The 24,655-nt window shown below is 59.3% G+C and carries 19 protein-coding genes; 7 read left to right on the top strand and 12 right to left on the bottom strand.

Features of this window, described 5'->3' with window-relative positions:
• Positions 1-103: 103 nt before the first annotated feature.
• Both copD and copC read right to left on the bottom strand, forming a co-directional pair.
• Positions 104-964, bottom strand: a complete 861-nt coding sequence (copD, locus tag ABH912_RS06840) for a copper homeostasis membrane protein CopD (protein ID WP_429510170.1) — start codon at positions 962-964, stop codon at positions 104-106.
• Between the two features lie 3 nt (positions 965-967).
• Entirely contained in the window at positions 968-1,333 is a 366-nt protein-coding gene (gene copC, locus ABH912_RS06835; protein ID WP_429510169.1) for a copper homeostasis periplasmic binding protein CopC, read from the bottom strand.
• Between the two features lie 140 nt (positions 1,334-1,473).
• Between copC and ABH912_RS06830 the strand changes: the two genes are divergently transcribed.
• On the top strand, positions 1,474-2,094 hold the full coding sequence (locus ABH912_RS06830; RefSeq protein WP_008149783.1) for a TetR/AcrR family transcriptional regulator: 621 nt from the start codon (positions 1,474-1,476) through the stop codon (positions 2,092-2,094).
• Between the two features lie 178 nt (positions 2,095-2,272).
• Here ABH912_RS06830 and preA read toward each other — a convergent pair whose 3' ends face one another.
• The 3 genes from preA to hydA all read right to left on the bottom strand — a co-directional run bounded on the left by preA (position 2,273) and on the right by hydA (position 6,559).
• On the bottom strand, positions 2,273-3,547 hold the full coding sequence (gene preA / locus ABH912_RS06825) for an NAD-dependent dihydropyrimidine dehydrogenase subunit PreA (RefSeq protein WP_429510168.1): 1,275 nt from the start codon (positions 3,545-3,547) through the stop codon (positions 2,273-2,275).
• Positions 3,548-4,915, bottom strand: a complete 1,368-nt coding sequence (locus ABH912_RS06820) for an NAD(P)-dependent oxidoreductase (RefSeq protein ID WP_033054552.1) — start codon at positions 4,913-4,915, stop codon at positions 3,548-3,550. It lies immediately after the preceding gene.
• Between the two features lie 204 nt (positions 4,916-5,119).
• On the bottom strand, positions 5,120-6,559 hold the full coding sequence (gene hydA, locus ABH912_RS06815; protein WP_033054554.1) for a dihydropyrimidinase: 1,440 nt from the start codon (positions 6,557-6,559) through the stop codon (positions 5,120-5,122).
• A gap of 553 nt (positions 6,560-7,112) precedes the next feature.
• On the opposite strand from hydA, the gene ABH912_RS06810 reads away from it, so the two are divergent.
• The 4 genes from ABH912_RS06810 to ABH912_RS06795 all read left to right on the top strand — a co-directional run bounded on the left by ABH912_RS06810 (position 7,113) and on the right by ABH912_RS06795 (position 12,054).
• Positions 7,113-8,597 carry an NCS1 family nucleobase:cation symporter-1 gene (locus tag ABH912_RS06810; protein ID WP_429510167.1) on the top strand — a complete coding sequence of 495 codons (1,485 nt, stop codon included), beginning with the start codon at positions 7,113-7,115 and terminating at the stop codon, positions 8,595-8,597.
• Positions 8,598-8,763: 166 nt separating this feature from the next.
• A complete protein-coding gene (locus tag ABH912_RS06805) occupies positions 8,764-10,047 on the top strand; it encodes a Zn-dependent hydrolase (RefSeq protein WP_429510166.1) in 1,284 nt (427 codons plus the stop codon).
• Positions 10,048-10,179: 132 nt separating this feature from the next.
• Positions 10,180-11,676 (top strand): helix-turn-helix transcriptional regulator, encoded by a 1,497-nt coding sequence (locus ABH912_RS06800; RefSeq protein WP_033054559.1) that lies wholly within the window; start codon positions 10,180-10,182, stop codon positions 11,674-11,676.
• A 129-nt stretch (positions 11,677-11,805) separates the two neighbouring features.
• The gene (locus ABH912_RS06795) at positions 11,806-12,054 is read left to right on the top strand and encodes a DUF1652 domain-containing protein (protein WP_033054560.1); all 249 of its coding nucleotides are present in this window, start codon (positions 11,806-11,808) and stop codon (positions 12,052-12,054) included.
• Between the two features lie 415 nt (positions 12,055-12,469).
• Here ABH912_RS06795 and ABH912_RS06790 read toward each other — a convergent pair whose 3' ends face one another.
• From ABH912_RS06790 to ABH912_RS06765, 6 genes are all read right to left on the bottom strand, one after another.
• Entirely contained in the window at positions 12,470-13,585 is a 1,116-nt protein-coding gene (locus tag ABH912_RS06790; RefSeq protein ID WP_429510165.1) for a Gfo/Idh/MocA family protein, read from the bottom strand.
• A 179-nt stretch (positions 13,586-13,764) separates the two neighbouring features.
• Positions 13,765-14,532 (bottom strand): SDR family oxidoreductase, encoded by a 768-nt coding sequence (locus ABH912_RS06785; protein ID WP_429510164.1) that lies wholly within the window; start codon positions 14,530-14,532, stop codon positions 13,765-13,767.
• 45 nt (positions 14,533-14,577) lie between these two features.
• Entirely contained in the window at positions 14,578-15,645 is a 1,068-nt protein-coding gene (locus ABH912_RS06780) for a phosphotransferase family protein (RefSeq protein ID WP_429510163.1), read from the bottom strand.
• 144 nt (positions 15,646-15,789) lie between these two features.
• Positions 15,790-16,749, bottom strand: coding sequence for a 2-hydroxyacid dehydrogenase (locus ABH912_RS06775; RefSeq protein WP_033054564.1), 960 nt, complete (start codon positions 16,747-16,749; stop codon positions 15,790-15,792).
• Positions 16,750-17,007: 258 nt separating this feature from the next.
• Positions 17,008-17,604: a TetR/AcrR family transcriptional regulator gene (locus ABH912_RS06770; RefSeq protein WP_429510162.1), complete on the bottom strand. Its 597-nt coding sequence runs from the start codon at positions 17,602-17,604 to the stop codon at positions 17,008-17,010.
• 31 nt (positions 17,605-17,635) lie between these two features.
• Positions 17,636-18,019, bottom strand: coding sequence for a tautomerase family protein (locus ABH912_RS06765; protein ID WP_429510161.1), 384 nt, complete (start codon positions 18,017-18,019; stop codon positions 17,636-17,638).
• A 268-nt stretch (positions 18,020-18,287) separates the two neighbouring features.
• On the opposite strand from ABH912_RS06765, the gene ABH912_RS06760 reads away from it, so the two are divergent.
• Positions 18,288-19,568, top strand: a complete 1,281-nt coding sequence (locus ABH912_RS06760; protein ID WP_429510160.1) for a serine/threonine transporter — start codon at positions 18,288-18,290, stop codon at positions 19,566-19,568.
• A gap of 287 nt (positions 19,569-19,855) precedes the next feature.
• The gene (locus tag ABH912_RS06755; protein ID WP_429510159.1) at positions 19,856-21,517 is read left to right on the top strand and encodes a SulP family inorganic anion transporter; all 1,662 of its coding nucleotides are present in this window, start codon (positions 19,856-19,858) and stop codon (positions 21,515-21,517) included.
• A 165-nt stretch (positions 21,518-21,682) separates the two neighbouring features.
• Here ABH912_RS06755 and acnB read toward each other — a convergent pair whose 3' ends face one another.
• Positions 21,683-24,292: a bifunctional aconitate hydratase 2/2-methylisocitrate dehydratase gene (gene acnB / locus ABH912_RS06750; RefSeq protein ID WP_429513063.1), complete on the bottom strand. Its 2,610-nt coding sequence runs from the start codon at positions 24,290-24,292 to the stop codon at positions 21,683-21,685.
• Between the last annotated feature and the right edge of the window lie 363 nt (positions 24,293-24,655).

The raw sequence follows: 24,655 nt of genomic DNA, 5'->3' as shown, positions 1-24,655 counted from the left end.
TACGGGGAATGTCAATCAGAAGTTGTACGATGACTTGGCGCGATTTTATGGTATGTCGAAGAACCCCTGTGGGAGCAAGTCCGCTCCCACAGGATTCTGTGTTTTAGCCAGTGATCATCGGCGGCATAGTGCCGAGTAAAGAAACGGCAGCCACCGCTCCCATCCCCAGCAACCATTCGAAGATAACGCTGCTTTTCAGAGCCGTCGGACGCTGCTCGCAGTCGTTGATCCGCAGTCGATTGAACAGCGCCAGCCCCAGCATCGCGGCGACCAGCACCACCTTGATCAACAGAATCAGCGCAAACCCGGACCACAACGGCGTCGGCCAGAACTGCCCGGTGAGTACGCGAACGTTGATCAAACCGGTCATCACCAACCCCGCCACCAAGACGTAACCAACGCCGCTGAAGCGTTGCAAGGTCGCCTTGATTGAATGCTCTGCCGGCTGCCGCAGGATCATTACCAACAACATCAAACCGCCGAGCCAGGCGCCGACGCAGGTCAGGTGAATGATTTGATTGAGGATCAGCAATTGGCCGTTGAGGCCGTCGAGCATGGCGCCGTGGCCGACCGGGGCGAGGGTGGCCAGCAGCAGACTGGCGAGGCCGATTCGCAGGGGCAGGTTTGAACGCAAGGGCGTCATCAGCAGCGCGACCAACAACGCATTGAGCAGCAAGTGCCAGCGCCAGACCTGGCCGAAAAATGTCTTGCCCAGCACCAGTCGCAGGGTCGACGGATCGAATGCCGCGTCCCACGAACCGGCCATGCTGGCGGTGATCAACAGCAACCAGCTAACGCCAGTGACCAACGCCAGCGCCGCCAGCCAGCGGCTTGTCTTCGTCAGTCGCTGATCCAGATGTCCAGCGTCGCCATTGACCAGCAGCGGCCTGAACACCCACGCCCCGAACAGCATCAGCACGACGGTGAAATGCAGAAAGCGGCACAGCACCATCGCGCTCGTCATGAATTACTGGCCAACCTTGAAGCCATAGGCGCCTTCGCTTTTGTGGGTATCGACCGACACCGCGTGCCATTCGACTTTGTAGGCGCCCGTTGCCAACGGTGCGGCCGGGGTGACGATCAGGGTTTTCTTGTCGCTGCCTTCGGTGGCGAGGCTTTTCACCGCCACGTTGCTGCCGTCCTTGCTGATCGTGACCTTGGAAAAGGTCGCTTCAACGCCTTCGGAAAATACCAGACGCAGTTCCGACGGCGCGCTCACCGTGCTGTCGGCGGCCGGGGTCTGGCTTTTCAGATGGGCGTGGGCAAACACCGATGAAGCGGCGAACAGCGAGCCGAGCAGGGCGACGGTGTTCAGGGTTTTCTTGAGCAGCATCGTGGAATACCTCTGAGGCGGGTTCGAAAAGGCCGCCAGTTTACCTGCGAGACGCTGGGTGTACGAAGTTTCGTTTTCCCTTGTCGCCGCGAGCTAGAGCGGATGCTAGTCTTGATCAACGCTGTAGTCAGGGAGCCCTCATGGGCAATCACAAGATCGAGATTCGTCGCAGTAACGTCGAGAAAATCCTGTTGGGGGCCGAAAAGGTTTTCGCCGAAAAAGGTTTCGGCGGCACCGCCATGGCCGACATCGCCGCCGAAGTGCAACTGCCGCGCTCCAACCTGCATTACTACTTCAGCACCAAGAGTGAGCTGTACAGCGCGGTGTTGCTGGGTTTGCTGGAGGTGTGGAAACAGGACGCCCTGTGCTTCGAGATGTTCGACGACCCGCGCGTGGTGCTCAGCAGCTACATCCGCGCCAAGATGAACCACTCCCGCAGCCGGCCTTATGGGTCCAAAGTCTGGGCCAACGAAATCATCCATGGTGCGCCGACCCTGGGTGAGAAACTGGACGTCAGTCTGTACGACTGGGCCAAGATGAAAGAAGCGAAAATTCGCCAGTGGGTGGACGACAAACGCATCCTGCCGGTGGAACCTTCGAGCCTGCTGTACATGATCTGGGCGTCGACCCAGCACTACGCCGACTTTGATCATCAGGTGAATATTCTGAATGACCATCAGCCGTTGTCGGACATGCAGTTCGAGCGGGCGGTGCAGACGGTGACGAGTGTGATCTTGCGGGGGATTGGGTTGGAGCCTTGAAAACCCCCCCTCTCCCCAGAGGGGAGAGGGGGAAAGGGAGCCGATCTTCGTTGTATTCAAACCTGAGTTCGACTCGGTATCTCAGGTCGCAGTCTTTCAAACAAACACATCGGTCAGTCCCCTCTACCCTCTGGGGAGAGGGTTAGGGTGAGGGGGGGTTTCAGGATCAGTCCCCAATCTAAAGGGCGACGTGGTACGGATTCCTCGGATCATGATTCCAATCCAGAAACGGCTTCCCGTTCTCCATCGGCACCATCTCAATACAATCCTGCACCGGGCACGTGATCTGACACAGGTTGCACCCCACGCACTCATCATCAATCACTTCATACTTGTGCGTCCCGTCCGCCTGCTTAAGGCTCGCAATCGCCTGGTGCGAAGTGTCTTCGCAAGCAATGTGGCAACGACCGCAACCAATGCACGCCTCTTGGTCAATCTTGGCAATCACCTGATAGTTGATGTCCAGGTACTTCCAGTCCGTGGTATTGCCCACCGCACGCCCGGAAAACTCTGACACGCTGGCGTAGCCCTGACTGTCCATCCAGCGCGATAAGCCGTCCTTCATCTCCTCGACAATCCGGAAGCCATGCAGCATCGCCGCCGTGCACACCTGCACCGAGCCGCTGCCCAGCGCAATAAATTCCGCCGCGTCGCGCCAGCTGCTGATGCCGCCAATGCCGGAGATCGGCAGGCCTTGCGTCTGTGGGTCACGGGCGATTTCGGCGACCATGTTCAGCGCAATCGGCTTCACCGCCGAACCGCAATAACCACCGTGGGTGCTCTGGTTGCCCACGGCGGGATTGGCGACCATGCGCTCCAGGTTGACGCTGGTGATCGAGTTGATCGTGTTGATCAGCGACACCGCATCCGCGCCGCCACGATGAGCTGCGCGAGCGGCGACGCGAATGTCGGTGATGTTCGGCGTGAGCTTGACGATCACCGGCAGCGAGCAGTACGTCTTGCACCAACGGGTGACCTGTTCGACGTATTCCGGCACCTGGCCGACCGCCGCGCCCATGCCGCGCTCCGGCATCCCGTGCGGGCAACCGAAGTTCAGCTCGATGCCATCGGCGCCGGTGGCTTCCACTAGCGGCAGGATGAATTTCCAGGATTCTTCAACGCAGGGCACCATCAGCGACACAATCAGTGCACGGTCCGGCCAGTCCTTTTTGACCTGAGTGATTTCCCGCAGGTTGATCTCCAGTGAGCGATCAGTGATCAACTCGATGTTGTTGAAACCCACCACTTCACGGTTGGCACCGAAGTGCGCCGAGTAGCGGGACGACACGTTGACCGCCGCCGGGTCATCACCCAGGGTTTTCCAGACCACGCCACCCCAACCGGCCTCGAAGGCGCGGACCACGTTGTAGGCCTTGTCGGTCGGTGGCGCGGAGGCCAGCCAGAACGGATTGGGGGCTTTGATGCCGGCGAAGACAATCGAGAGATCGGCCATTTACGCAGCCTCCACGTTGAGCATGAGTTGGGCGTTGATGGCCTCGGCGGCCCGTTTGCCGTGCTGCACGGCCTGCACGGTGAGGTCCTGATCGAGGCTGGTGCAGTCGCCGCCGGCGTACACGCCGGGGATGCTGGTGCGCAGGTTTTCGTCCACTTGAATCCGCTCGCCCTGGCGCTTGAGTTCACGGGCCAGAGGGTCGACGAGGGCGCTGGCGTCGAAGGCCTGGCCGATGGCTTTGAAGATGGCGTCGGCGGCCAGTTCGAAGGTTTCGCCGGTGGTTTGCAGGCGACCTTCGACTAACCAGGTCCGAGCGAAGCGCATGCCGCGTACCTGGCCTTGAGCATCGAGCAGGACTTCTTCGGGTTGTGCCCAGGTCAGCAAGCGCACTTGATTGGCTTTGGCGATGTCCTGTTCGTGGCCGGTGGCGCCCATTTCCTCGACACCGCGGCGGTACACCAGGTTGACGTCGCGTGCCCCGAGGCGAGCCATTTGCACGGCCATGTCGATGGCGGTGTTGCCGGCGCCCAAAACGATGCAACGGTCAGCGAGGGGGAGCTGGGTCAGGTCATCGGCCTGGCGCAGTTCGCGGATGTAATCGGTGGCGGCCAGCAGGCCGGGTGCCTCTTCATGAGCAAGCCCCAGCTGTTTGCTGGCGGCCAGACCGAGGCCGAGGAACACCGCGTCGAACTGCTGATGCAGATCGCTGAGGGTGAGGTTTTCGCCGAGTTTTTGCCCGTGGCGGATTTCGATCCCGCCGATTTCCAATAGGAATTCAAGCTCCTTCTGCGCGTAGTCATCCACCAGTTTGTACTTGGCAATCCCGTATTCGTTGAGGCCGCCAGCCTTTTCCCGTGCCTCGAAAATCACCACGTCATGACCGTGCATGGCACTGCGGTGAGCGCAGGACAAACCGGCCGGACCGGCGCCAACCACGGCGATGCGCTTGCCGGTGGATGCCGCACGCGTGAAGGGGTGTTCGCTGAAGTGTGCGTTGTCGACGGCGTAACGTTGCAACAGGCCGATCAGCACCGGTGCGCATTCATGGTCGTTGTTGCGCACGCAGGCTTGCTGGCAAAGCACTTCTGTCGGGCATACCCGGGCGCAACTGCCGCCGAGGATGTTCGCCGAGAGGATTTTCTGCGCGGCGCCCTGAACGTTTTCCTGATGGATATTGCGGATGAATGACGGAATGTCGATCTCGCTCGGACAGGCATTCACGCACGGCGCGTCGTAGCAGTACAGGCAGCGCGAGGCTTCCAGATGGGCTTGACGGTCGTTGAGCGGTGGCGCCAGGTCGGTGAAATGGCCGGCGAGGGCGGCCGCATTCTCGTGCGGATGCGGGAGGTGGTTCAGGGTCTTGATCACGGTGTTGGCCTCACGGTTATTGAGGTACTGCCTCTGATGGGCATTGGTTTTTTCGCATCATCCTGTGGTGAGGGAGCTTGCTCCCGCTGGGTGGCGAAGCCGCCCCATATCCTGCCAACTCGGTTGTCCTGACCCCCAAGTCGACTGGCTTTGGGCCTGCTGCGCAGTCCAGCGGGAGCAAGCTCCCTCGCCACAAAGGGCAGATCAGCGTTTCACAGCAACCGGCCTGTTCAACTCAGCCCGCTTGCTCAGCAAATCAAACACCGCCGGATACGCCGGCCGTTCGACATACCGCCCGGCACCACGCTCGGCGCGCAAATCACCATCGGCCCATACCACCCGGCCCTGGCTGACGGTATGGCTCGGCACACCGCGCACGGTCTTGCCTTCAAAGATGTTGAAGTCGACCTGTTGGTGATGCGTCTTGGCCGAGATGGTCCGCGTACCCTCTGGATCCCACAGCACCAGGTCCGCATCGGCCCCGACGCGAATCGCGCCTTTACGTGGATAGAGATTGAAGATCTTCGCCGTGTTGGTGGAGGTCAGCGCCACGAAGTGCTGCATCGACAAACGCCCGGTGTTCACCCCTTCATCCCAGAGCACCGCCATGCGGTCTTCGATACCGGCCGTGCCATTGGGGATTTTGCTGAAGTCGTCACGGCCCGCGGCTTTTTGCTCGGCACAGAAGCAGCAATGGTCGGTGGCGGTGGTGTGCAGGTTGCCCGATTGCAGGCCGTGCCAAAGTGCTTCTTGATGGCCGCGTGGACGGAAGGGCGGGCTCATCACGTAACCGGCGGCGGTCTGCCAGTCCGGGTGTTGGTAGACGCTGTCGTCCAGCAGCAGATGCCCGGCCAGGACCTCGCCATAGACTTGTTGGCCCTTGCTGCGGGCGTAGGTGATTTCGTCGAGGGCTTCCTTGGTCGAGACATGCACCAGGTACAGCGGCGTGCCCAGGGTTTCGGCGATGCGGATCGCCCGACTGGCCGCTTCACCTTCAACCTGCGAAGGGCGCGACAACGGATGCGCTTCCGGACCGGTCATGCCCTGGGCCATCAATTTGCGTTGCAGGTGATAGACCAGCTCACCGTTTTCCGCATGCACGGTCGGCACTGCGCCCAGTTCCAGGCAGCGCTCGAAACTGGCCACCAGCGTATCGTCGGCGGCCATGATCGCGTTCTTGTAGGCCATGAAGTGCTTGAAGCTGTTGACCCCGTGCTGGCTGACCAGCTCGGCCATTTCCTCGCGGACCTGTTCGCTCCACCAGGTAATCGCGACGTGGAAACCGTAATCCGACGCCGACTTCTCGGCCCAGCCGCGCCACTGATGAAAGGCTTCCATCAAGGATTGCTGCGGATTGGGAATCACAAAGTCGATGATCGACGTGGTGCCACCGGCAAGTCCCGCCGCGGTGCCGCTGAAGAAGTCTTCACTGGCCACCGTGCCCATGAAGGGCAGTTGCATGTGCGTGTGCGGATCGATGCCGCCGGGCATCAGGTATTGGCCGCTGCCGTCGAGCACTTCGGCATCGGCGGGAACATCAAGGTTTTCGCCGATGGCTTTGATCACGCCGTCGGCGCAATAGACGTCGGCGCGATAACTTTCATCATGGGTAATAACGGTGGCGCCACGGATCAACAGAGACATTCCGAGTTCCTCGCAGGCAATGACCGACTTGTGCCGGTTCTAAATGTTTTATATGAAGCCGACGCAAACGGGTGTATTCCTGTCAGCGCTGTCAGGAATAAACGCTAGTCTGAGTTTAAGGATTGAGCAAGAATATTTTTTATAAGCTTATATCTATTTTAAGTTATTGATAATTAACAATTAAAACTGAGAATCACCAAAATGGTGAGGCCTCTCACCATTTTGACGCACTTGACAGGTTGTAAAAATAGACGAGATTTCTTATGTGAAATCAGCCGCTTGAGGATGGTCTATGGTTGATGCGCAACGTTGAAAAAAAGTGGTATGCACCAGATTGAGTCCTGACGGTTCGGACAACTTGCCTGGCATTTAGCCTGAGTGAACAAGCAAGTAACCGGTGACTCATCGGCTATATAAATAAAACTGATAAACATCAGTTGGTTACAAAGTTTTTATGGAACTGCCCGATGCGCAAACGGGGTGCCCGGCACGTTTATTGATGCCGCCAGCCCCCTGATGAGCAAAAAATAATTCAAAGAACAGTGGAGCGGCCATGCAACAGATCAGATCGCAAGTGACCGAGCGCGACGGCTTGTTTGAGCTCGAGGCTGGCAGTGATGTCCTCGACAGTCCCCGTTACAACCACGACATGGCACCGACGAAGGTGCGCGAACGAACCTGGAACAAATGGCACATCACCGCATTGTGGGTCGGCATGGCGATCTGCGTGCCGACCTACACCCTCGGCGGCGTGCTCACCGCGTATTTCGGCCTGAGCGTCGGCGAAGCGCTGCTGGCGATTCTGTTCGCCAACATCATCGTGTTGATCCCCCTGACCCTGAACGCCTTCCCCGGCACCAAGTACGGCATTCCGTTTCCGGTGTTGTTGCGGTCGTCCTTCGGTGTCCTCGGTTCCAACGTTCCGTGCCTGATCCGCGCCTTGGTGGCGTGCGGCTGGTTCGGCATCCAGACGATGTTCGGCGGGCTGGCGATTCACCTGTTTCTGGGCTCGGTATTCGACGGATGGAAAGCCCTGGGCGGGACCGGTGAAGTGATCGGCTTCATGATCTTCTGGGCGCTGAACCTGTGGGTGGTGATTCGCGGCGCGGACTCAATCAAATGGCTGGAAACCCTCTCGGCACCGTTGTTGGTGCTGGTGGGCGTGGGGCTGTTGGTATGGGCGATGCCAAACGTATCGATGACGGAATTGATGGCCATCCCGGCCAAGCGTCCGGAAGGGGCAAGCGTCGTCAGTTACTTTGCTGCGGGACTGACCGCCATGGTCGGGTTCTGGGCCACCTTGTCCCTGAACATTCCGGATTTCAGCCGCTATGCGAAAAGCCAGAAGGATCAGATCGTCGGGCAGATCATCGGCTTGCCCCTGACCATGTTCCTGTTCGCCTCCCTCGGCGTAGTAATGACGGCCGCCTCGGTCAAACTGGTGGGCGTCACTGTCTCCGATCCGGTTACCTTGATCGGTCATATCCAGAGCCCGGTCTGGGTCGCACTGGCCATGGCACTGATCATCATCGCCACGCTGTCGACCAACACAGCGGCCAACATTGTTTCGCCGACCAACGATTTCCAGAACGTCGCCCCCAAGTTCATCAACCGCACCAAAGCGGTGTTGCTCACCGGTCTTGTAGGCTTGGCGCTGATGGCCCATGAGCTGTTGAAGAAGCTCGGTTTGATCGTCTCGGATTTAAGCCTGGAGACGGTGTATTCCAACTGGTTGCTAGGCTATTCGAGCCTGTTGGGCCCGATCGCCGGGATCATGGTGGTGGACTATTTCCTGATCAAGAAACAGCAACTGGACCTGGCCGGCCTCTATCGCGATGACGTTTACCCGGCGTGGAACTGGTTCGGGTTTATCGCGTTCGGTGTGCCGGTGGCGCTGACGCTGCTGTCGCTCGGCAGCACTGCATTCAGCTGGTTCTACGACTATGGCTGGTTCACCGGCTCGGCGCTGGGTGGGCTGATTTACTACGGGTTGTGCTCGATGCGCCCCAGTCCGTCTGTTGCGAAATCTGCGGTCTAGCGGATGGCCTCTTCGCGGGCAAGCCCGCTCCCACAGGGATTGAGGTCGTACACAAATGCTATGTACACACCATCCACTGTGGGAGCGGGCTTGCCCGCGATGACGGCCTCCAAGACACCAAAAAAATGCCTGAAGTAACCTATAACAACTGCCTGAGGAGATCATCATGAACGCTGCCGTAGACGTTCTGCAGTCCACCCATCAGCACATCAACCGCGACCGCTTGTGGCAGTCGCTCATGGACCTGGCCAAGCTCGGCGCCACGGTCAAGGGTGGCGTCTGTCGCCTGGCCCTGACCGACCTCGACCGTCAGGCCCGGGACATTTTCGTCAACTGGTGCGAGGAGGCCGGTTGCACCGTCAGCATCGACGCCGTCGGCAATATCTTCGCCCGCCGCCCCGGTCGCAACCCGAACCTGCCGCCGGTGATGACCGGCAGCCACATCGACACCCAACCCACCGGCGGCAAGTTCGACGGCTGTTTCGGCGTACTGGCCGGCGTCGAAGTGCTGCGTACCCTCAATGACCTGGGCGTGGAAACCGAAGCGCCGCTGGAAGTCGTGGTCTGGACCAACGAGGAAGGTTCACGCTTCGCTCCGTGCATGATGGGCTCCGGCGTATTTGCAGAAAAATTCACCCTCGAAGAAACCCTGGCCAAGGTCGATGCCGAGGGCGTCACCGTCGGCGAAGCGTTGAACGCCATCGGCTACGCCGGCCCACGCGAGGTCAGCGGCCATGCCGTCGGCGCCTATTTCGAGGCCCATATCGAGCAAGGCCCGATCCTTGAAGACGAACACAAAACCATCGGTGTGGTGATGGGCGCGCTCGGGCAGAAATGGTTCGACCTGAAATTGCGTGGCGTCGAAGCCCACGCCGGCCCGACGCCGATGCACCTGCGCAAGGATGCTCTGGTCGGCGCTTCGGTGATCGTCGGTGCGGTCAATCGCGCTGCTCTTGGTCATCAGCCGCACGCCTGCGGCACCGTTGGCTGCCTGCAAGCCTATCCCGGCTCACGCAACGTCATCCCCGGCGAAGTGCGCATGACCCTGGACTTCCGTCATCTGGAACCGGCGCGCCTGGACTCGATGATCGCCGAAGTCCGCGAAGTCATCGAAACCACCTGCGAGGAACACGGCCTGACCTTCGAACTCACACCCACTGCGGATTTCCCGCCGCTGTACTTCGACAAAGGTTGCGTCGAAGCGGTACGCGGCGCCGCCCAAGGGTTGGGCCTGTCGCACATGGACATCGTCAGCGGAGCAGGGCACGACGCAATCTTCCTCGCCGAACTCGGCCCGGCCGGGATGATCTTCGTACCGTGCGAAGGCGGCATCAGCCACAACGAAATCGAAAACGCCGCGCCAGATGACCTGGCGGCCGGGTGTGCGGTGTTGTTGCGGGCGATGCTGGCGGCTTCGGCGGCGATTGCCAGTGGTCAATTGGCGGCCTGAAGATCAAAAGATCGCAGGCTGCGCCAGCTCCTGCACCCGTATCGCCCGGCATATCTGCACGATCATGATTGCCTGCGGTCGTAATCTTCACAGGGCGGCGCATGAATGCGCCGCCGCAAGCGTGGAGATCCAATGAGCCAGGACGTCCTGATCACCGAAACCAATCGCCGCCAGTTGCAGCAGATCATCGCCGGCCTGTCCGATGGGGTGATTCTGCTGGAACTCGACCAGACCCTCCTATGGGCCAATGACGCCGCGCTGGCCATGCATGGTGTCGGGCAGCTCAGCGAGCTGGGGGCGAATGCCAGGGAGTTCGCCGAGCGCTTCGCCTTGCGTTATCGCAATAATCATCCGGTTCAGGTCGACAATTATCCGATCAGCCGCGTTGCCCGAGGCGAGTCCTTCAGTGATGTGCTGGTTGAGGTGACACCGGTGGACGACGAAGAGCGCACCTGGGTCCACAGCGTGCGCAGCATGGTATTGGCCGACAGCGCTGGCAAGCCGGAGTCGCTGGTGCTGATCATGAACGATGTCACGGAGTGGGCCAGCGCCGAGCAGCGTTTCGAAAAAACCTTCAATGCCAACCCGGCCCCGGCGGTGATCTGTCGCCTGAGCGATTTGCGTTACATCAAAGTCAACCCGGGCTTCCTGGAGATGACCGGCCATGCCCGTGATCAGGTGATCGGCCGTTCGACCTATGAACTGGACGTGCTGGAGGGCGCCGAAAACAAAGACCTGGCCAAGCAGCGGTTGCTCGAAGGGGCAACCATTCCGCAGATGCAGGCTCAGTTGAAGTTACACGACGGTGGCAGCAAACAGGTGATCGTCGCCGGCCAGCCCCTTGAGCTGCACGACGAAGCCTGCATGCTGTTTTCGTTTGTGGACATCGAGCCTCGGCATAAGGCCGAACTCGCCTTGCGTCAGAGCGAGGAACGCTTCGCCAAGGCTTTTCGACTGACCCCGGTGCCGATCCTGGTGTGCAACGCCAGCGATCAGGTGGTGATGGACGTCAATGAAGCCTTCCTCGATACGCTCGCGTATTCCAGTGAAGAAGTGCTTGGCCAATCGGTAACGCAGATCGATTTTATCGATGACGCAGGCGCCCGCGCGCGGCTGTTTACGGCGCTGGAAAAAACCGGACGCGTGGATCGTGTCGATGTTCAGGTACGCAAGAAAGGCGCCGGATTGATCGATTGCGCGGTCTCGGCCGACACCGTGAACATTCAGGACCGTCCCTGCTACCTGCTGGTGTTCATGGACATCACCGAGCGTAAACGCACGGAGCTGGAGTTGGTGTCGGCGATCGAAGAGGTGATGAAAGACGCCTCCTGGTTCAGCCGCACGCTCATCGAGAAGCTCGCTAACGTCAAAAACGTCAACTCGCCACGGTTGCCTAGTGTGTCTTTCACCGACCTGACCGCTCGCGAGCGCGATGTGCTCGGCCTGATCTGCGAAGGCCTGGCCGACAAGGAAATCGCCGCGCGGCTCAAGCTCGCGCCGAACACGGTGCGCAACCATGTGTCGACGGTGTATTCCAAACTCGACGTTCACAGTCGTAGCGAGGCGATTGTCTGGGCTCGCGAGCGCGGTTTGTTCTCCAGCGAGTGGCGGCCCAAGGCCCAGCGTTAGGTGCAAATGCACTACTTGAGGGGGTGCAAATTCATGTTCTGGCCGGGCGCAGCAGTTCTTAGGCTATCAGGGTGCGATACAGGTCTTCGGGTATCGCCTCCCTTTCGAAACAGCTACAGGAACTGCCGGATGATTTATGTGGCGCAATTGCGTATGCAGCTGGAGCGGAGCTTTTCGCCGCTGGCCTGTGACTGCACTGTTACGGGGGCTCGTTCACTGACGGTGAAGCTCTATCATCCGGTGTCGGGGCAGGTGGATCTGGTGGTCACCGGGTTGAGCGTGGCCAAGCTAAGAACACCGGAGGCGGTGGCAGCGTTGATCGAAGAGCTGCGTTATGAACTCGAGTGCAATACGTTGCATCGTCGCGAGACGTCATAGGAACTGTCGGGTTTTGCCGGCGGTCGTATAAAGAATACGAGAGTATTTTTTCTGTGACCGGTCCGCGGGTTCGCGGTGAGGCAGTTGGGTCGCGGAAATATGTCGATCACTTACCGCGGGTCAACCTATGAAAAGTCTTGGGAAACGCACTTTTGCAACACTGTCGTTCGCACTCTGGATAGCGATTCTGGGTGGTTGTGCGAGTCCTCCGCCGCCACCTCCCGCCGCGCCGCCTCCACCTCCTGTACGCACCTGCCAGACCACTGAAAACACCGATGTGCAAGGTGATATGAGGGCTGAAGGGCAGGTGACCCGGGAAACGACGCTGACTCGTTGCGTCACTCAGTAAGCGTCCATCTGCTCACGTTGAACCGCCAGCGGCGCTGTGCTGCTGGCGGGCATTCGTGTGTTTCGCTCAGACTTCCTCGATCCTGACCCACCGTGATTCTTGCGCTGCCAGTCGAATGGCGGTCGCCAGGCGTTCGACTTCCCATGCCTGTTCGAAATCTGTTCCACCCTGAGATAAGCCTGCCAGCGCCATCACCAGATCATGGACTTCCAGCGTCTTGAGTTCGTTGTAACCCAACTGATGCCCTGCCGCCGGGCTGAACGCTGCATAACCCGGCAGATTCGGCCCTGCCAGCAAGCGCTGGAAACCGTCCTGACCGGCACGAAACAGTCGCAATTCATTCAGGCGTTCCTGATCGAACACCAAAGTCCCTCGGGTGCCGCTGATTTCGAAACTCAGGTGATTCTTGTAGCCGTGCTTGAGCCAACTGCTGCTGAACGTGCCCCGGGCGCCATTGGCAAACCGCAACAAGGCGTGGACCTGATCGTCGACGGCGATATTGCGTTGCTCGTGACTGCCAGCCTTGGCGGGACGTTGTCGGTGCACGGTCTGGGTGTCGGCGCTCACTGCCTCGACATCGCCCACCAGATAGCGGGCCATGGCCAACAGGTGACTGCCCAGATCGGCCAGTGCGCCACCGGCATGATCGGAATCGCAACGCCAGGACCAGGGTGATGCGGGATCGGCCATGAAGTCTTCGCTGAATTCACCCTGGAAACTGATGATCTGACCCAAATCGCCGTTTTCAATCAGCTGCCGGGCGAGCCCGATCATCGGGTTGTGCTGATAGTTGTAACCCACCCGCGTCACCACGCCTGCCGCTTTGGCCCCCAGGCGCATGGCGTCGGCCTGCTCCAGACTCACCGCCAACGGCTTCTCGCAATAGACCGGTTTGCCGGCGGCGAGGGCGGCCATGGCCATGGGGTAGTGCAGGTGATTGGGTGTGGTGATGGCGATCAGATTGACCTTGGGGTCATCGATCAGTTGTTGCCAGTCGCTATGAGCGGTGTCGAAACCCCAGGCATCGGCGCAGTGGCGGGCACGCTGCGGATCGGCGTCGGCCAGCGCGGCGAGTTTGAGCTTGAGGGGCAGTTCGAAAACCGCACTGACGTTGCGAAACGCCAAGGCATGGGCGCGGCCCATGAAACCTGTGCCGATGAGTCCGATACCGAGTTCGCGCATAGCCGGGGTCCTTTTGGATTTTATTTTCAGGAGGGCTATTTATGGAATAAATATTCATTATTTGCAAATTATGGAATTAAAATTCTTTCGTGTAATCGTTTCCACACTGCGTGGGAACGATAAGGCAGGGCAAAAAAAGGCAGCCCTAAGGCTGCCTTTTGTTCATCCGGTAAATCGGATCAGGACAAGAACCCACCATCCACATTCAACGAAACCCCGGTGGTGTAACTCGACGCATCACTGGCCAGATACAACACCGCACCGGCCATCTCGCTCGGATCCGCCACACGCTTGAGTGGGATCTGCTGCAATGCGGTGTTCAAAATAGCCTCGTTTTTCACCAGTGCCGAAGCAAACTTGGTGTCGGTCAGACCTGGCAGCAGGGCGTTGCAGCGGATGCCGAACTGCGCGCATTCCTTGGCGAACACTTTGGTCATGTTGATGACCGCCGCTTTGGTCACCGAGTAGATGCCCTGGAAGATCCCCGGCGAGATGCCGTTGATCGAGGCGACGTTGATGATGCTGCCGCCGCCGTTTTCGCGCATCAGCTTGCCGGCTTCCACCGACATGAAGAAGTAACCGCGGATGTTCACGTCGACGGTTTTCTGGAAAGCGCTGAGGTCGGTGTCCAGTACGTTGCAGAACTGCGGGTTGGTCGCCGCGTTGTTGATCAGGATGTCCAGGCGCCCGAACTGTTCGCGAATGCCGGCGAAGACCTGGCTGATCTGTTCCATTTCACCGATGTGGCAAGCCACGGCAGTGGCTTTACCGCCAGCGGCGATGATCGCATCGGCCACGTGCTGGCAGCCGTCGAGTTTACGGCTCGAGACGATGACATGGGCGCCTTGCTGGGCCAGCAGTTTGGCGATGGCTTCACCGATGCCGCGGCTGGCGCCGGATACAAATGCGATTTTGCCGTCGAGGTCGAACAACTGAGTCTTGGACATGGGATTCTCTTATAAAAAGTTTTGTTATTGGGGCCCGTGGCGTGATCAGAGGCTGGATTTCTGGATGACTTGCAGGCTCATTTGCTCCAGCAGTTTGTTCATGTGAATGAACTGCGCGAAGCGTTTGTCCTGGGTCTGACCATGGAAGAAGCGGTAGTAGATCTGCTGCACGATGCCGGCCAGGCGGAACAGGCCGTAGGTGTAGTAGAAGTCGAAGTTGTCAATCTGGATGCCTGAACGCTCGGCGTAGTAATCGACGAACTCACGGCGGGTCAGCATGCCCGGGGCGTGGCTCGGTTGGCGGCGCATCATTTGCACCGGAGCCGGGTCACCGGCTTCGATCCAGTAGGCGAGGGTGTTGCCAAGGTCCATCAGCGGGTCGCCGAGGGTGGTCAGTTCCCAGTCGAGCACGCCGATGATGTCCATCGGATTGTTCGGGTCGAGGATCACGTTGTCGAAGCGGTAATCGTTGTGGACGATGCTGGAGGTCGGGTGATCGGCCGGCATCTTGTCGTTGAGCCAGGCTTTGACCGCTTCCCACTTCGGCGCGTCCGGCGTCAGTGCTTTCTCGTAGCGATCGCTCCAGCCTTTGATCTGCCGCGCGACATAACCTTCGGGTTTGCCGAGGTCGCCCAAGCCATAGGCCTTGTAGTCGACTCGGTGCAGTTCAACGAATTTGTCAATGAAACTTTTGCACAGCGCTTCGGTTTTCGCCGAATCCAGCCCTAGTTCCGGTGGCAGTTCGGAGCGCAGGATGATCCCCTTGACCCGTTCCATCACGTAGAACTCGGCGCCGATCACCGATTCATCGGTGCAGTGCACGTAGGCTTTCGGGCAGTACGGGAAACCATCACGAAGCTGATTGAGGATGCGAAATTCGCGGCCCATGTCGTGGGCGGACTTGGCCTTGTGGCCAAAGGGCGGGCGACGCAGGACGAACTCCTGTTCGGGGTATTCCAGCAAGTAGGTGAGGTTCGACGCACCGCCTGGAAACTGGCTGATCTGCGGCAAACCACTCAGGCCCGGAATGTGGGCCTTGAGGTACGGATCGATCAGGCTGGCATCGAGTTCTTCGCCGGTGCGGATACGGGTGGACTGGTCAGTAAGCGCCATGCTTATCCCTTCTGCTTATTCTGGAGGCCTGAGACTATTGGCTAATCTAATGCGCACGCCCGACACCCACAACCACGAAACGCCCTTATAGGCGAGCGTGTTGCCGGGCAATCATTGTTTTTGATACACCTGTTTGAATGGTGCTCAGATCATACTCGTCGACGAGGGCAGGGCAATCGGGGTCAATACCGGATTGCCGGTGAAGAACGCCACCAGATTGCGACCTACCAGCTCCACGGTGCCTTGAGTGGCTTCCGGGGACAAACCGGCGACATGCGGGGTGAGGATCACATTGGCCAACGTCTTGAAGGCATTGGGTACTTGGGGTTCTGTGTCGAAGACATCCAGCGCAGCGCCGGCAATCCTGCGCTGCTCAAGCGAGCTGATCAGGTCTGCGGTGACGATCACACTGGCTCGGGCGATGTTGACGATGAACCCGTTTGGGCCCAGGGCGTCGAGTACCTGTCGGTTGATCAGGTGTTTGGTGCCCAGGCCGCCGGGGGTGGCGACGACCAAAAAGTCTGATTCCCGTGCCAACTCGGTGGGCGTCGAGCGGAAGCTGTACGGCACATCGCTGCGATGCTGGCGGTTGTGGTAACTGACCGTCATGTCGAAGCCGTGGGCGGCGCGTTTGGCGATGGCCATTCCGACCGCACCGAGTCCCAGGATGCCCAAGTGCTTGCCCGCCAGGGAAGGGCGCATGATTTTCGGCCACTCACCCCGGCGCACGGCGGCGTCGCAACGGGGAATGTCACGCACCAGCGACAGCAGCATCGCCATGGCATGGTCGGCGACTGAAGAGGCATTGACTCCGGCGCCGTTGGTGACCGTAATGCCCCGGTTGGCGGCGGCTTGCAGGTCGACGTGTTCGTAGCCGGCGCCGATCACGCAGATGATCTTGAGATTGGGCAGGGCGGCTATTTCGTCGGCATACAGGCCCAATGGGCCGCGGGTCAGCACCGCATCGATCTGCGCGCCATGGCGTTTAATGGCATCGGCGCGCTCGGCAGGTGTGGGAGCCAGAATCAGGTGAAAACCCTGATGTTCGAGAATCGGCAGGTAATCATTGATGGTTTCGACCAGTACCAGAACGGTTGCGGGCATGCTGGGCTCCTGAGGGCATCAGTAAATCGGGGCTCGAAAGTTGCTTCAAAACGTTGCTTCAAATAGCTGATTCCGCAACGGTTTGGCATTTACCAAAGATAGCAGGCTTGTGGCTTTCGACCTCAGTGTAGGAGCGCTTACCTATCCACGGTGTGCAACACCTTTTTCTTGGGGGGCGTACGAAAAGTGCCGAATGGACGGCAGAAACGACAAGGCCCCGTCCATTGCTGGCGGGGCCTTGAGTTCACTGCGCTGTGTTTATTTAACGGCCGTTTCCGAGGTGAGAAACGTCCGCGCTGCGTCGAGTATTTCATCGGACAAAGCGTCACCCCGGGTCGCACGGGCCAGGGTCAGGGCGCCGACCATCAGCGAATAGTCCACCAGCGCTTTTTGCCGATTGGTGCCGGGCTGATCCGCGCCCATCAGTGGTGCCAGCATCTGCAACAAAGCCTCCAGCCCTTGGGTGTAGGTCTGGTGCAATCCGCTTTCAGCTGTTTCATGACACATGTCGCCGGCAAACGCGGTCACCGGGCAGCTTTCGCCCGGATTATCGCGATTGGCCGCGGACAGGTAGGGCGCGATGATGCGTTCGCGGGCCGAGAGGCTGTCGTCGTTATCCTCTATTTTCTGCTTCCAGCGCTCCATCGATTGGGTGAACGCCCGGCTGCACGCCTCTTGCGCCAGCGCTTCCTTGGATTCGAAGTGACCGTAGAACCCGCCATGGGTGAGGCCGGCTGCGCCCATCACATCGACGACACTGATCCCGTGCAAGCCGCGTTCGCGAAACAGACGCGTGGCGGCCTCGACGATGATCTCGCGGTTGAGTTCGGCTTGTTTGCGGGAGACTCGGGGCATTGGCGGCTCACAGGAATACAAAAGGTAGAAATCAGAGGGCGTATTGAGCAATGCCGTTGCCAAACGACCAGTTCTCTTTCTTGACCTCCACCAGATTGATGAACACATCTTCCAGTCGCACCGCCAGTTCCGCGTTAAGGCTCTCGGCAATGGTTTTGTAGAGCAGTTTTTTCTGCTCGAGGGTGCGGCCTTCGCTCAGGGTGATCTGAATCACCACCAGATTGTCGGTGCGATTGATGCCCAGGTAGCCGGGATCAAAGATGAAATGCTGTTCATCGTGCTCGGCAAGAATCTGGAAGTTATCGTTCTCCGGCACGCCAATGGCGCTGTGCATGGCGGCGTAGATCAATTGCCCGACACGTTTGGCAAAAGTAGGGTCTTGATGCTTTTTGATGTCGACGCGAACGAGTGGCATGAGAGGGCTCCGAAATTAGGTTGCCGGTCAGCAAGCGGGATCAAAATTACATGACGGCAATCCTTTATTAAATAGATTTTTTAAAACATCTATTTAATAAAGGGGGCCAATGGATCTGATCCGCACAACCACTCCTCAGCTAAGTCTTTGCTTCTGCTCATTAATCCCGGACAATCGCGCCCCTGTTTCGGCCAGGGCGCTGCCTGTCGGATTTTTCCGACTCGTCCTGACCGGGTAGCAACTGACCGGAATGCGGAGATCCCACCGGATGAATGATCAGGCCAATAGCGTCGACGAACGCTATGTATCGGCGGCACCAGCGACGCTTGAGAGCTGGAATCGCCATGACACCACCTGGATGCTGGGCCTGTTTGGCACGGCCATCGGGGCTGGCACGCTGTTTTTGCCGATCAACGCGGGTCTGGGCGGCTTCTGGCCGTTGCTGGTCCTGGCGGTGCTGGCGTTCCCTATGACGTTTTACGCACACCGTGGCCTGACACGTTTTGTGTTATCCGGACGCGAAGGCGCGGACATCACTGAAGTTGTGGAAGAGCACTTCGGGATCAAGGCTGGCGCGCTGATCACCTTGCTGTACTTCTTTGCGATCTTCCCGATCCTGTTGATCTACAGCGTGGCCCTGACCAACACCGTGGGCAGTTTTCTCGAGCATCAACTGCACATCATGCCGCCACCGCGCGCCGTGCTGTCGTTGGTACTGATTCTCGGCCTGTTGGCGGTGGTACGTTGCGGCGAGCAGGTGATCGTCAAGGCCATGAGCCTGATGGTTTATCCGTTCATTGTTGCGCTGCTGTTCCTCGCGGTGTTCCTGATTCCTCACTGGAACGGCGGCATTCTCGCCACCGCGTCGACGCTGCCAGAACCGTCGGCACTGCTGCACACGCTGTGGCTGGCGATTCCGGTGATGGTGTTCTCGTTCAACCATTCGCCGATCATCTCGGCGTTCGCGGTGGACCAGAAGCGTCGTTATGGCGATCACGCCGAAGAGCGTAGCTCGCAGATCCTGTCCCGTGCCCACGCCTTGATGGTGGTGATGGTGCTGTTCTTCGTGTTCAGTTGCGTGCTGACCCTGTCGCCAGCGCAATTGGCTGAAGCCAAGGCGCAGAACCTGTCGATCCTGTCGTACCTGGCCAACCACTTCAGCAACCCGACCATCGCCTTCGCGGCACCGTTGATTGCGTTTGTGGCCATTTCCAAGTCATTCCTGGGCCACTACATCGGTGCCAGCGAAGGCCTGAAAGGTCTGATCGTGAAGAGCGGCAAGCGCCCGGCACCGAAGACCCTGGATCGCATGACTGCCGCCTTCATGCTGGTGGTCTGCTGGATCGTTGCCACGCTGAACCCGAGCATTCTCGGGATGATCGAAACCCTCGGTGGCCCGATCATCGCCGCGATCCTGTTCCTGATGCCGATGTACGCGATCCGCAAGGTTCCGGCCATGGCGCGTTATCGTGGTCAGGCTTCCAACGTCTTCGTGACGGCGGTGGGCCTGGTGGCGATCTCGGCGTTGATCTACTCGTTGACTGCCTGAATCGCAGGTTAGCCAATCACGGCTGACACGCTGAATACCCTGTGGGAGCGGCGGTGCGGCGATCCGACTTGCTCGCGAAGAGGGAGTATCAGTCGACATGAATGTTGACTGGGACACCGCCTTCGCGAGCAAGCCCGCTCCCACATTTGGTCTTCGTGCAGGCATTGAAACCGCCTTGTACCTGACCCAGCGCACACGTTCCATGGGATTAGCGGCTAAGCTTGCGGCTGCATCAGCGCGTCGTAGACCGTTTGCCGCGGGATTGCCCCTTTCTCTGGAGACGCTTTATGGCAGATGCCCACGGTGCATCGGCGCAACCCCGTGCCGACAGGCCAAACCGCTGGCTGGACGTAATGGCCGGGTTGTCGATTGCCGGTTTGTTGTTGCCCGAGGCGGTCGCCTATTCAAGCATTGCTGCATTGCCGCCACAGGCGGGCGTGATTGCGCTATTTGCCGGCCTGCTGTGCTACGGGTTGTTCGGCACCAGTCGTTTTGCCATCGTTTCTGCTACGTCGTCTTCGGCGGCGGTACTGGCCGCCGCCACAGCCACGTTGGCCAATGGTGACTCGGGCCTGCGCATGACCCTGGCGATTGGTCTGGTGCTGGTGACGGGTGGATTTTTCCTGCTGGCCGGACTGTTCAAGCTCGGCAGCGTGACGTCGTTCATTGCCAAACCGGTGCTGAGAGGCTTTGCCTTCGGCCTCGCCGTGACGATCATCCTCAAGCAAGTAGCGAGCATCGTCGATGTGCACTTGAGCAATGGCAACCTGATCCGGTTCGTGCCGCAACTGCTTGAGCAGTTACCACAGTGGAACCGGGTCGGCGCCCTTGTGGCGGTCGTGTCCTTGCTGGTGTTGTGGCTGTGCGCCCGGGTCAGGCGTTTGCCGGGAGGTTTGTTGGTGGTGGCGCTCGGCATCGCGGCCGGCCAATGGCTGAACTTGCCAGCTTATGGGGTGAAACTGATCGGCGTGATTGATCTGAGCCTGGAAGTGCCGCGTCTTCCCGTGTTGCCGTTTACCGACTGGTTGCGCCTGGGCGAACTGGCGTTTGCCATGGTGATGATTCTGTATGCCGAGTCTTATGGATCAATCACCTCGTTTGCGCTCAAGCACGGCGACCGTGTGTCCTCGAACCGCGATCTGCTGGCCCTCGGTGCCGCCAATCTGCTGTCGGGCCTGTTCCATGGCATGCCGGCAGGTGCCGGTTATTCTGCGACGTCGGCCAATGAGGCGGCGGGTGCCGGCTCGCGTCTGGCGGGCGCGGTAGCGGCGGGGGTGGTGTTGCTCATCGTCTTGACGGTGTTGCCCTGGGTTGCGCTGACCCCTGAGCCAGTGCTGGCGGCCATTGTCATTCACGCATTGGCGCGTGGCTTGAGCCTGCAGCCCTTGGGCCGGTATTTCGTCTGGCGTCGCGATCGTCTGCTGGTGATTTGCGCGGTGGCAGCGGTGCTGGTGCTGGGGGTATTGGACGGTCTGTTAGTGGCGGTGGTAATCAGCGTGGTCCTGATGTTGAAACAGATGTCATCGGCGGATATTCAGGTGCTGGGGCAGATAGGTAGCGGTCATGATTTTGTCGATCTGCAACGCCACCCTCAGGCCCGCGAGATCCCCGGTGTACTGATCGTCAGGCCGAGCGAAGCGCTGTTTTTTGCCAACGTGGAGCGCATTCTGGGCGGTGCATTGCGCTTGACCCGGCATGCATCGCCACCGATTCATACGATCATTCTCAGTCTGGAGGAGTCTCCCAATCTGGACGGCACCAGCATCGAAGCGCTGGAAGCGTTTTTTATGCAAGTGCGAGCCGAGGACAAGCTGCTGATTCTGGCGCGGCTCAAGCACGAGGCTCAGGCCGTTCTGTCGAAGTTGCCGGCACGGGAGCGCGAGCAGGTTATTTTCAGTGACTTGAGTGTCGACGGCGCAGTGCAACAAGCACTCAAGTCATCCGCATAACCTGTGGGAGCGGGCTTGCTCGCGAATGCAGTGTGTCAGTCAACATAACTGTCGAATGACACACCGCATTCGCGAGCAAGCCCGCTCCCACATTTGATCTTCATACTGGCATAAAAAAACGCCGCTCATCTCACGATGGGCGGCGTTTTTTATTGCGTTGCAGCGTTAGGCTTGAACGACCGGGATGTTGGCGTTCGCAGCAGCTTCACGGAACTCGGCGATCTGGTCGAAGGACAGGTAGCGGTAAACATCGGCCGCCATGCTGTCGATCTTGCCAGCGTATTCCATGTACTCCTCGACGGTCGGCAGGCGACCCAGGATGGAAGCAACAGACGCCAGCTCGGCCGAAGCCAGGTAGACGTTCGCGCCGTCACCCAGACGGTTCGGGAAGTTACGGGTCGACGTCGACACAACAGTCGAGTTCGGCTCTACACGTGCCTGGTTACCCATGCACAGCGAGCAACCCGGCATTTCCATGCGAGCGCCAGCCTTGCCGTAGATGCCGTAGTAGCCTTCTTCGGTCAGCTGGTGAGCGTCCATTTTGGTCGGTGGCGACAGCCACAGACGGGTTGGAAGCTGACCTTTGACCTGTTCCAGCAACTTGCCGGCAGCGCGGAAGTGACCGATGTTGGTCATGCACGAACCGATGAACACTTCGTCAATCTTCTCGCCAGCAACGCTGGACAGCAGACGGGCGTCGTCCGGATCGTTTGGCGCGCAGAGCACAGGCTCTTTGATGTCGGCCAGGTCGATTTCGATGATTTCAGCGTATTCGGCGTCAGCATCGGCAACCATCAACTCAGGGTTGGCGATCCAGGCTTCCATCGCTTGAGCACGACGCTCCAGGGTACGTGCATCGCCGTAGCCTTCGCCGATCATCCAGCGCAGCAGGGTGACGTTGGAGCTCAGGTACTCGGTGATCGACTCTTTCGACAGCTTGATGGTGCAACCGGCAGCCGAACGTTCGGCCGAGGCGTCGGACAGCTCGAAAGCTTGCTCGATGCTCAGGTTGTCCAGGCCTTCGATTTCCAGAATGCGGCCGGAGAAGGCGTTCTTCTTGCCTTTCTTCTCGACGGTCAGCAGGCCAGCCTGAATCGCGAAGTAAGGAATGGCGTGAACCAGGTCACGCAGGGTGACGCCCGGTTGCATTTTGCCTTTGAAGCGCACCAGGATCGATTCCGGCATGTCCAGCGGCATAACGCCAGTGGCTGCGGCAAACGCTACCAGGCCGGAACCGGCCGGGAACGAAATGCCCATCGGGAAACGGGTGTGCGAGTCACCACCGGTACCGACGGTGTCCGGCAGCAGCATACGGTTCAGCCAGCTGTGGATGATGCCGTCGCCCGGACGCAGGGAAACGCCGCCGCGGGTCATGATGAAGTCTGGCAGGGTGTGGTGGGTGGTCACGTCGATCGGCTTAGGGTAAGCCGCGGTGTGGCAGAAGGACTGCATGACCAGATCGGTCGAGAAGCCCAGGCACGCCAGGTCTTTCAGTTCGTCACGGGTCATAGGACCGGTGGTGTCCTGAGAGCCGACGGTGGTCATTTTCGGTTCGCAGTAAGTACCTGGACGAACGCCTTTGCCTTCTGGCAGGCCGCAAGCCTTGCCGACCATTTTCTGTGCCAGGGTGAAGCCCTTGCCGGTGTCGACAGGTGCTTCTGGCAGTTTGAACAGGTCGGTAGGGCCCAGGCCCAATTCGGCACGAGCCTTGTCGGTCAGGCCGCGGCCGATGATCAGCGGGATACGGCCGCCAGCACGAACTTCGTCCAACAGCACCGGGGTCTTCATTTCGAAGGTGGTCAGGACTTCGTCAGTGCCGTGTTTGCAGACTTTACCAGCATGCGGGTACAGGTCGATCACGTCGCCCATGTGCATGTTGGTCACGTCGAATTCGATTGGCAGTGCGCCAGCATCTTCCATGGTGTTGTAGAAGATCGGAGCGATTTTGCTGCCGAAGCAGAAACCGCCGGCACGCTTGTTCGGCACGTAAGGAACGTCGTCGCCGAAGAACCACAGCACCGAGTTGGTGGCGGATTTACGCGAAGAACCGGTACCGACCACGTCGCCAACGTAGGCGATCGGGAAGCCGGCGTTGCGCATTTCTTCGATCTGCTTCATCGGACCGGTGACGCCCTGGGCGTCAGGCACGATGCCTTCACGGGCCATTTTCAGCATGGCGAGGGCGTGCAGCGGGATGTCCGGGCGGGACCAGGCGTCTGGAGCAGGGGACAGGTCGTCGGTGTTGGTTTCGCCAGTGACCTTGAACACGCGCAGGCTGATCTTGTCGGCCAGGACAGGGCGGTTCTTGAACCACTCGCCGTCAGCCCAGGATTGCAGCACGCCTTTAGCGTGAACGTTGCCGTTCTTCGCTTTTTCAGCGACGTCGTGGAAAGCGTCGAACATCAGCAGCGTGTGCTTGAGTTCTTTGGCAGCGACTGGCGCCAGTTCGGCGTCGTCCAGCAGATTGACCAGAGTCACGATGTTGTAGCCGCCCTGCATGGTGCCGAGCAGTTCAACAGCGCGTTTCTTGTCGATCAGAGGGGATTTTGCTTCGCCTTTGGCGAGGGCAGACAGGAAGCCGGCCTTTACATAGGCTGCTTCGTCCACACCTGGTGGAATGCGATTGGTGATCAGGTCAACGAGGAAAGCTTCTTCGCCAGCCGGGGGATTCTTCAGCAGCTCGACCAGGCCTGCAGTTTGTTCGGCGTTTAACGGCTGGGGAACGATACCCAGTGCTGCACGCTCTTCGATATGTTTGCGGTAGGCTTCAAGCACAGTTATTACCCTCATCAGTGGTCCCAAATGGGTGTCCGGGACGCTCATCCCGAAATTGCCGTACTCATGCGCTGCGTGGCGTTGTGGGCCACTTAGCCAGAATTACCGACAATTCCTTACAGAAGCTGCTTTCAAAGTTTTACGCCTGCAGAACGGGGAGCTGATGAGGGTTGGCGTTGGGCTTTTCCCCGCTGGAAAAACCCTTCGCCAACACCGCTCTGAAGGAACGACTGTGCTCGTGACGCTTTGAAAACAGCTTCTAACGGACATTGGCGCCTTAAAAGGCTGGCTGATTCTACGGCAAAAAAAATGGAAAGGTAAGTTAGGCTCTGAACTTTGAGGGGTGATGAATGTTAGACAAAG

The organism is Pseudomonas sp. BT76 TE3572, assembly GCF_050435365.1.
Taxonomy (GTDB): domain Bacteria; phylum Pseudomonadota; class Gammaproteobacteria; order Pseudomonadales; family Pseudomonadaceae; genus Aquipseudomonas; species Aquipseudomonas fluorescens_W.
This window is presented reverse-complemented; position numbering and strand designations above follow the sequence as displayed.

Coding starts and splice junctions, on each gene's coding strand:
- ABH912_RS06795 (WP_033054560.1), top strand. CDS start 11,806: ATGATTTATGTGGCGCAATTGCGTATGCAGCTGGAGCGGAGCTTTTCG.
- ABH912_RS06800 (WP_033054559.1), top strand. CDS start 10,180: ATGAGCCAGGACGTCCTGATCACCGAAACCAATCGCCGCCAGTTGCAG.
- copD (WP_429510170.1), bottom strand. CDS start 964: ATGACGAGCGCGATGGTGCTGTGCCGCTTTCTGCATTTCACCGTCGTG.
- ABH912_RS06770 (WP_429510162.1), bottom strand. CDS start 17,604: ATGCCCCGAGTCTCCCGCAAACAAGCCGAACTCAACCGCGAGATCATC.
- preA (WP_429510168.1), bottom strand. CDS start 3,547: ATGGCCGATCTCTCGATTGTCTTCGCCGGCATCAAAGCCCCCAATCCG.
- copC (WP_429510169.1), bottom strand. CDS start 1,333: ATGCTGCTCAAGAAAACCCTGAACACCGTCGCCCTGCTCGGCTCGCTG.
- ABH912_RS06775 (WP_033054564.1), bottom strand. CDS start 16,749: ATGCCCGCAACCGTTCTGGTACTGGTCGAAACCATCAATGATTACCTG.
- ABH912_RS06780 (WP_429510163.1), bottom strand. CDS start 15,645: ATGGCGCTTACTGACCAGTCCACCCGTATCCGCACCGGCGAAGAACTC.
- ABH912_RS06805 (WP_429510166.1), top strand. CDS start 8,764: ATGAACGCTGCCGTAGACGTTCTGCAGTCCACCCATCAGCACATCAAC.
- ABH912_RS06765 (WP_429510161.1), bottom strand. CDS start 18,019: ATGCCACTCGTTCGCGTCGACATCAAAAAGCATCAAGACCCTACTTTT.
- ABH912_RS06760 (WP_429510160.1), top strand. CDS start 18,288: ATGAATGATCAGGCCAATAGCGTCGACGAACGCTATGTATCGGCGGCA.
- hydA (WP_033054554.1), bottom strand. CDS start 6,559: ATGTCTCTGTTGATCCGTGGCGCCACCGTTATTACCCATGATGAAAGT.
- ABH912_RS06790 (WP_429510165.1), bottom strand. CDS start 13,585: ATGCGCGAACTCGGTATCGGACTCATCGGCACAGGTTTCATGGGCCGC.
- ABH912_RS06755 (WP_429510159.1), top strand. CDS start 19,856: ATGGCAGATGCCCACGGTGCATCGGCGCAACCCCGTGCCGACAGGCCA.
- ABH912_RS06785 (WP_429510164.1), bottom strand. CDS start 14,532: ATGTCCAAGACTCAGTTGTTCGACCTCGACGGCAAAATCGCATTTGTA.
- ABH912_RS06810 (WP_429510167.1), top strand. CDS start 7,113: ATGCAACAGATCAGATCGCAAGTGACCGAGCGCGACGGCTTGTTTGAG.
- ABH912_RS06830 (WP_008149783.1), top strand. CDS start 1,474: ATGGGCAATCACAAGATCGAGATTCGTCGCAGTAACGTCGAGAAAATC.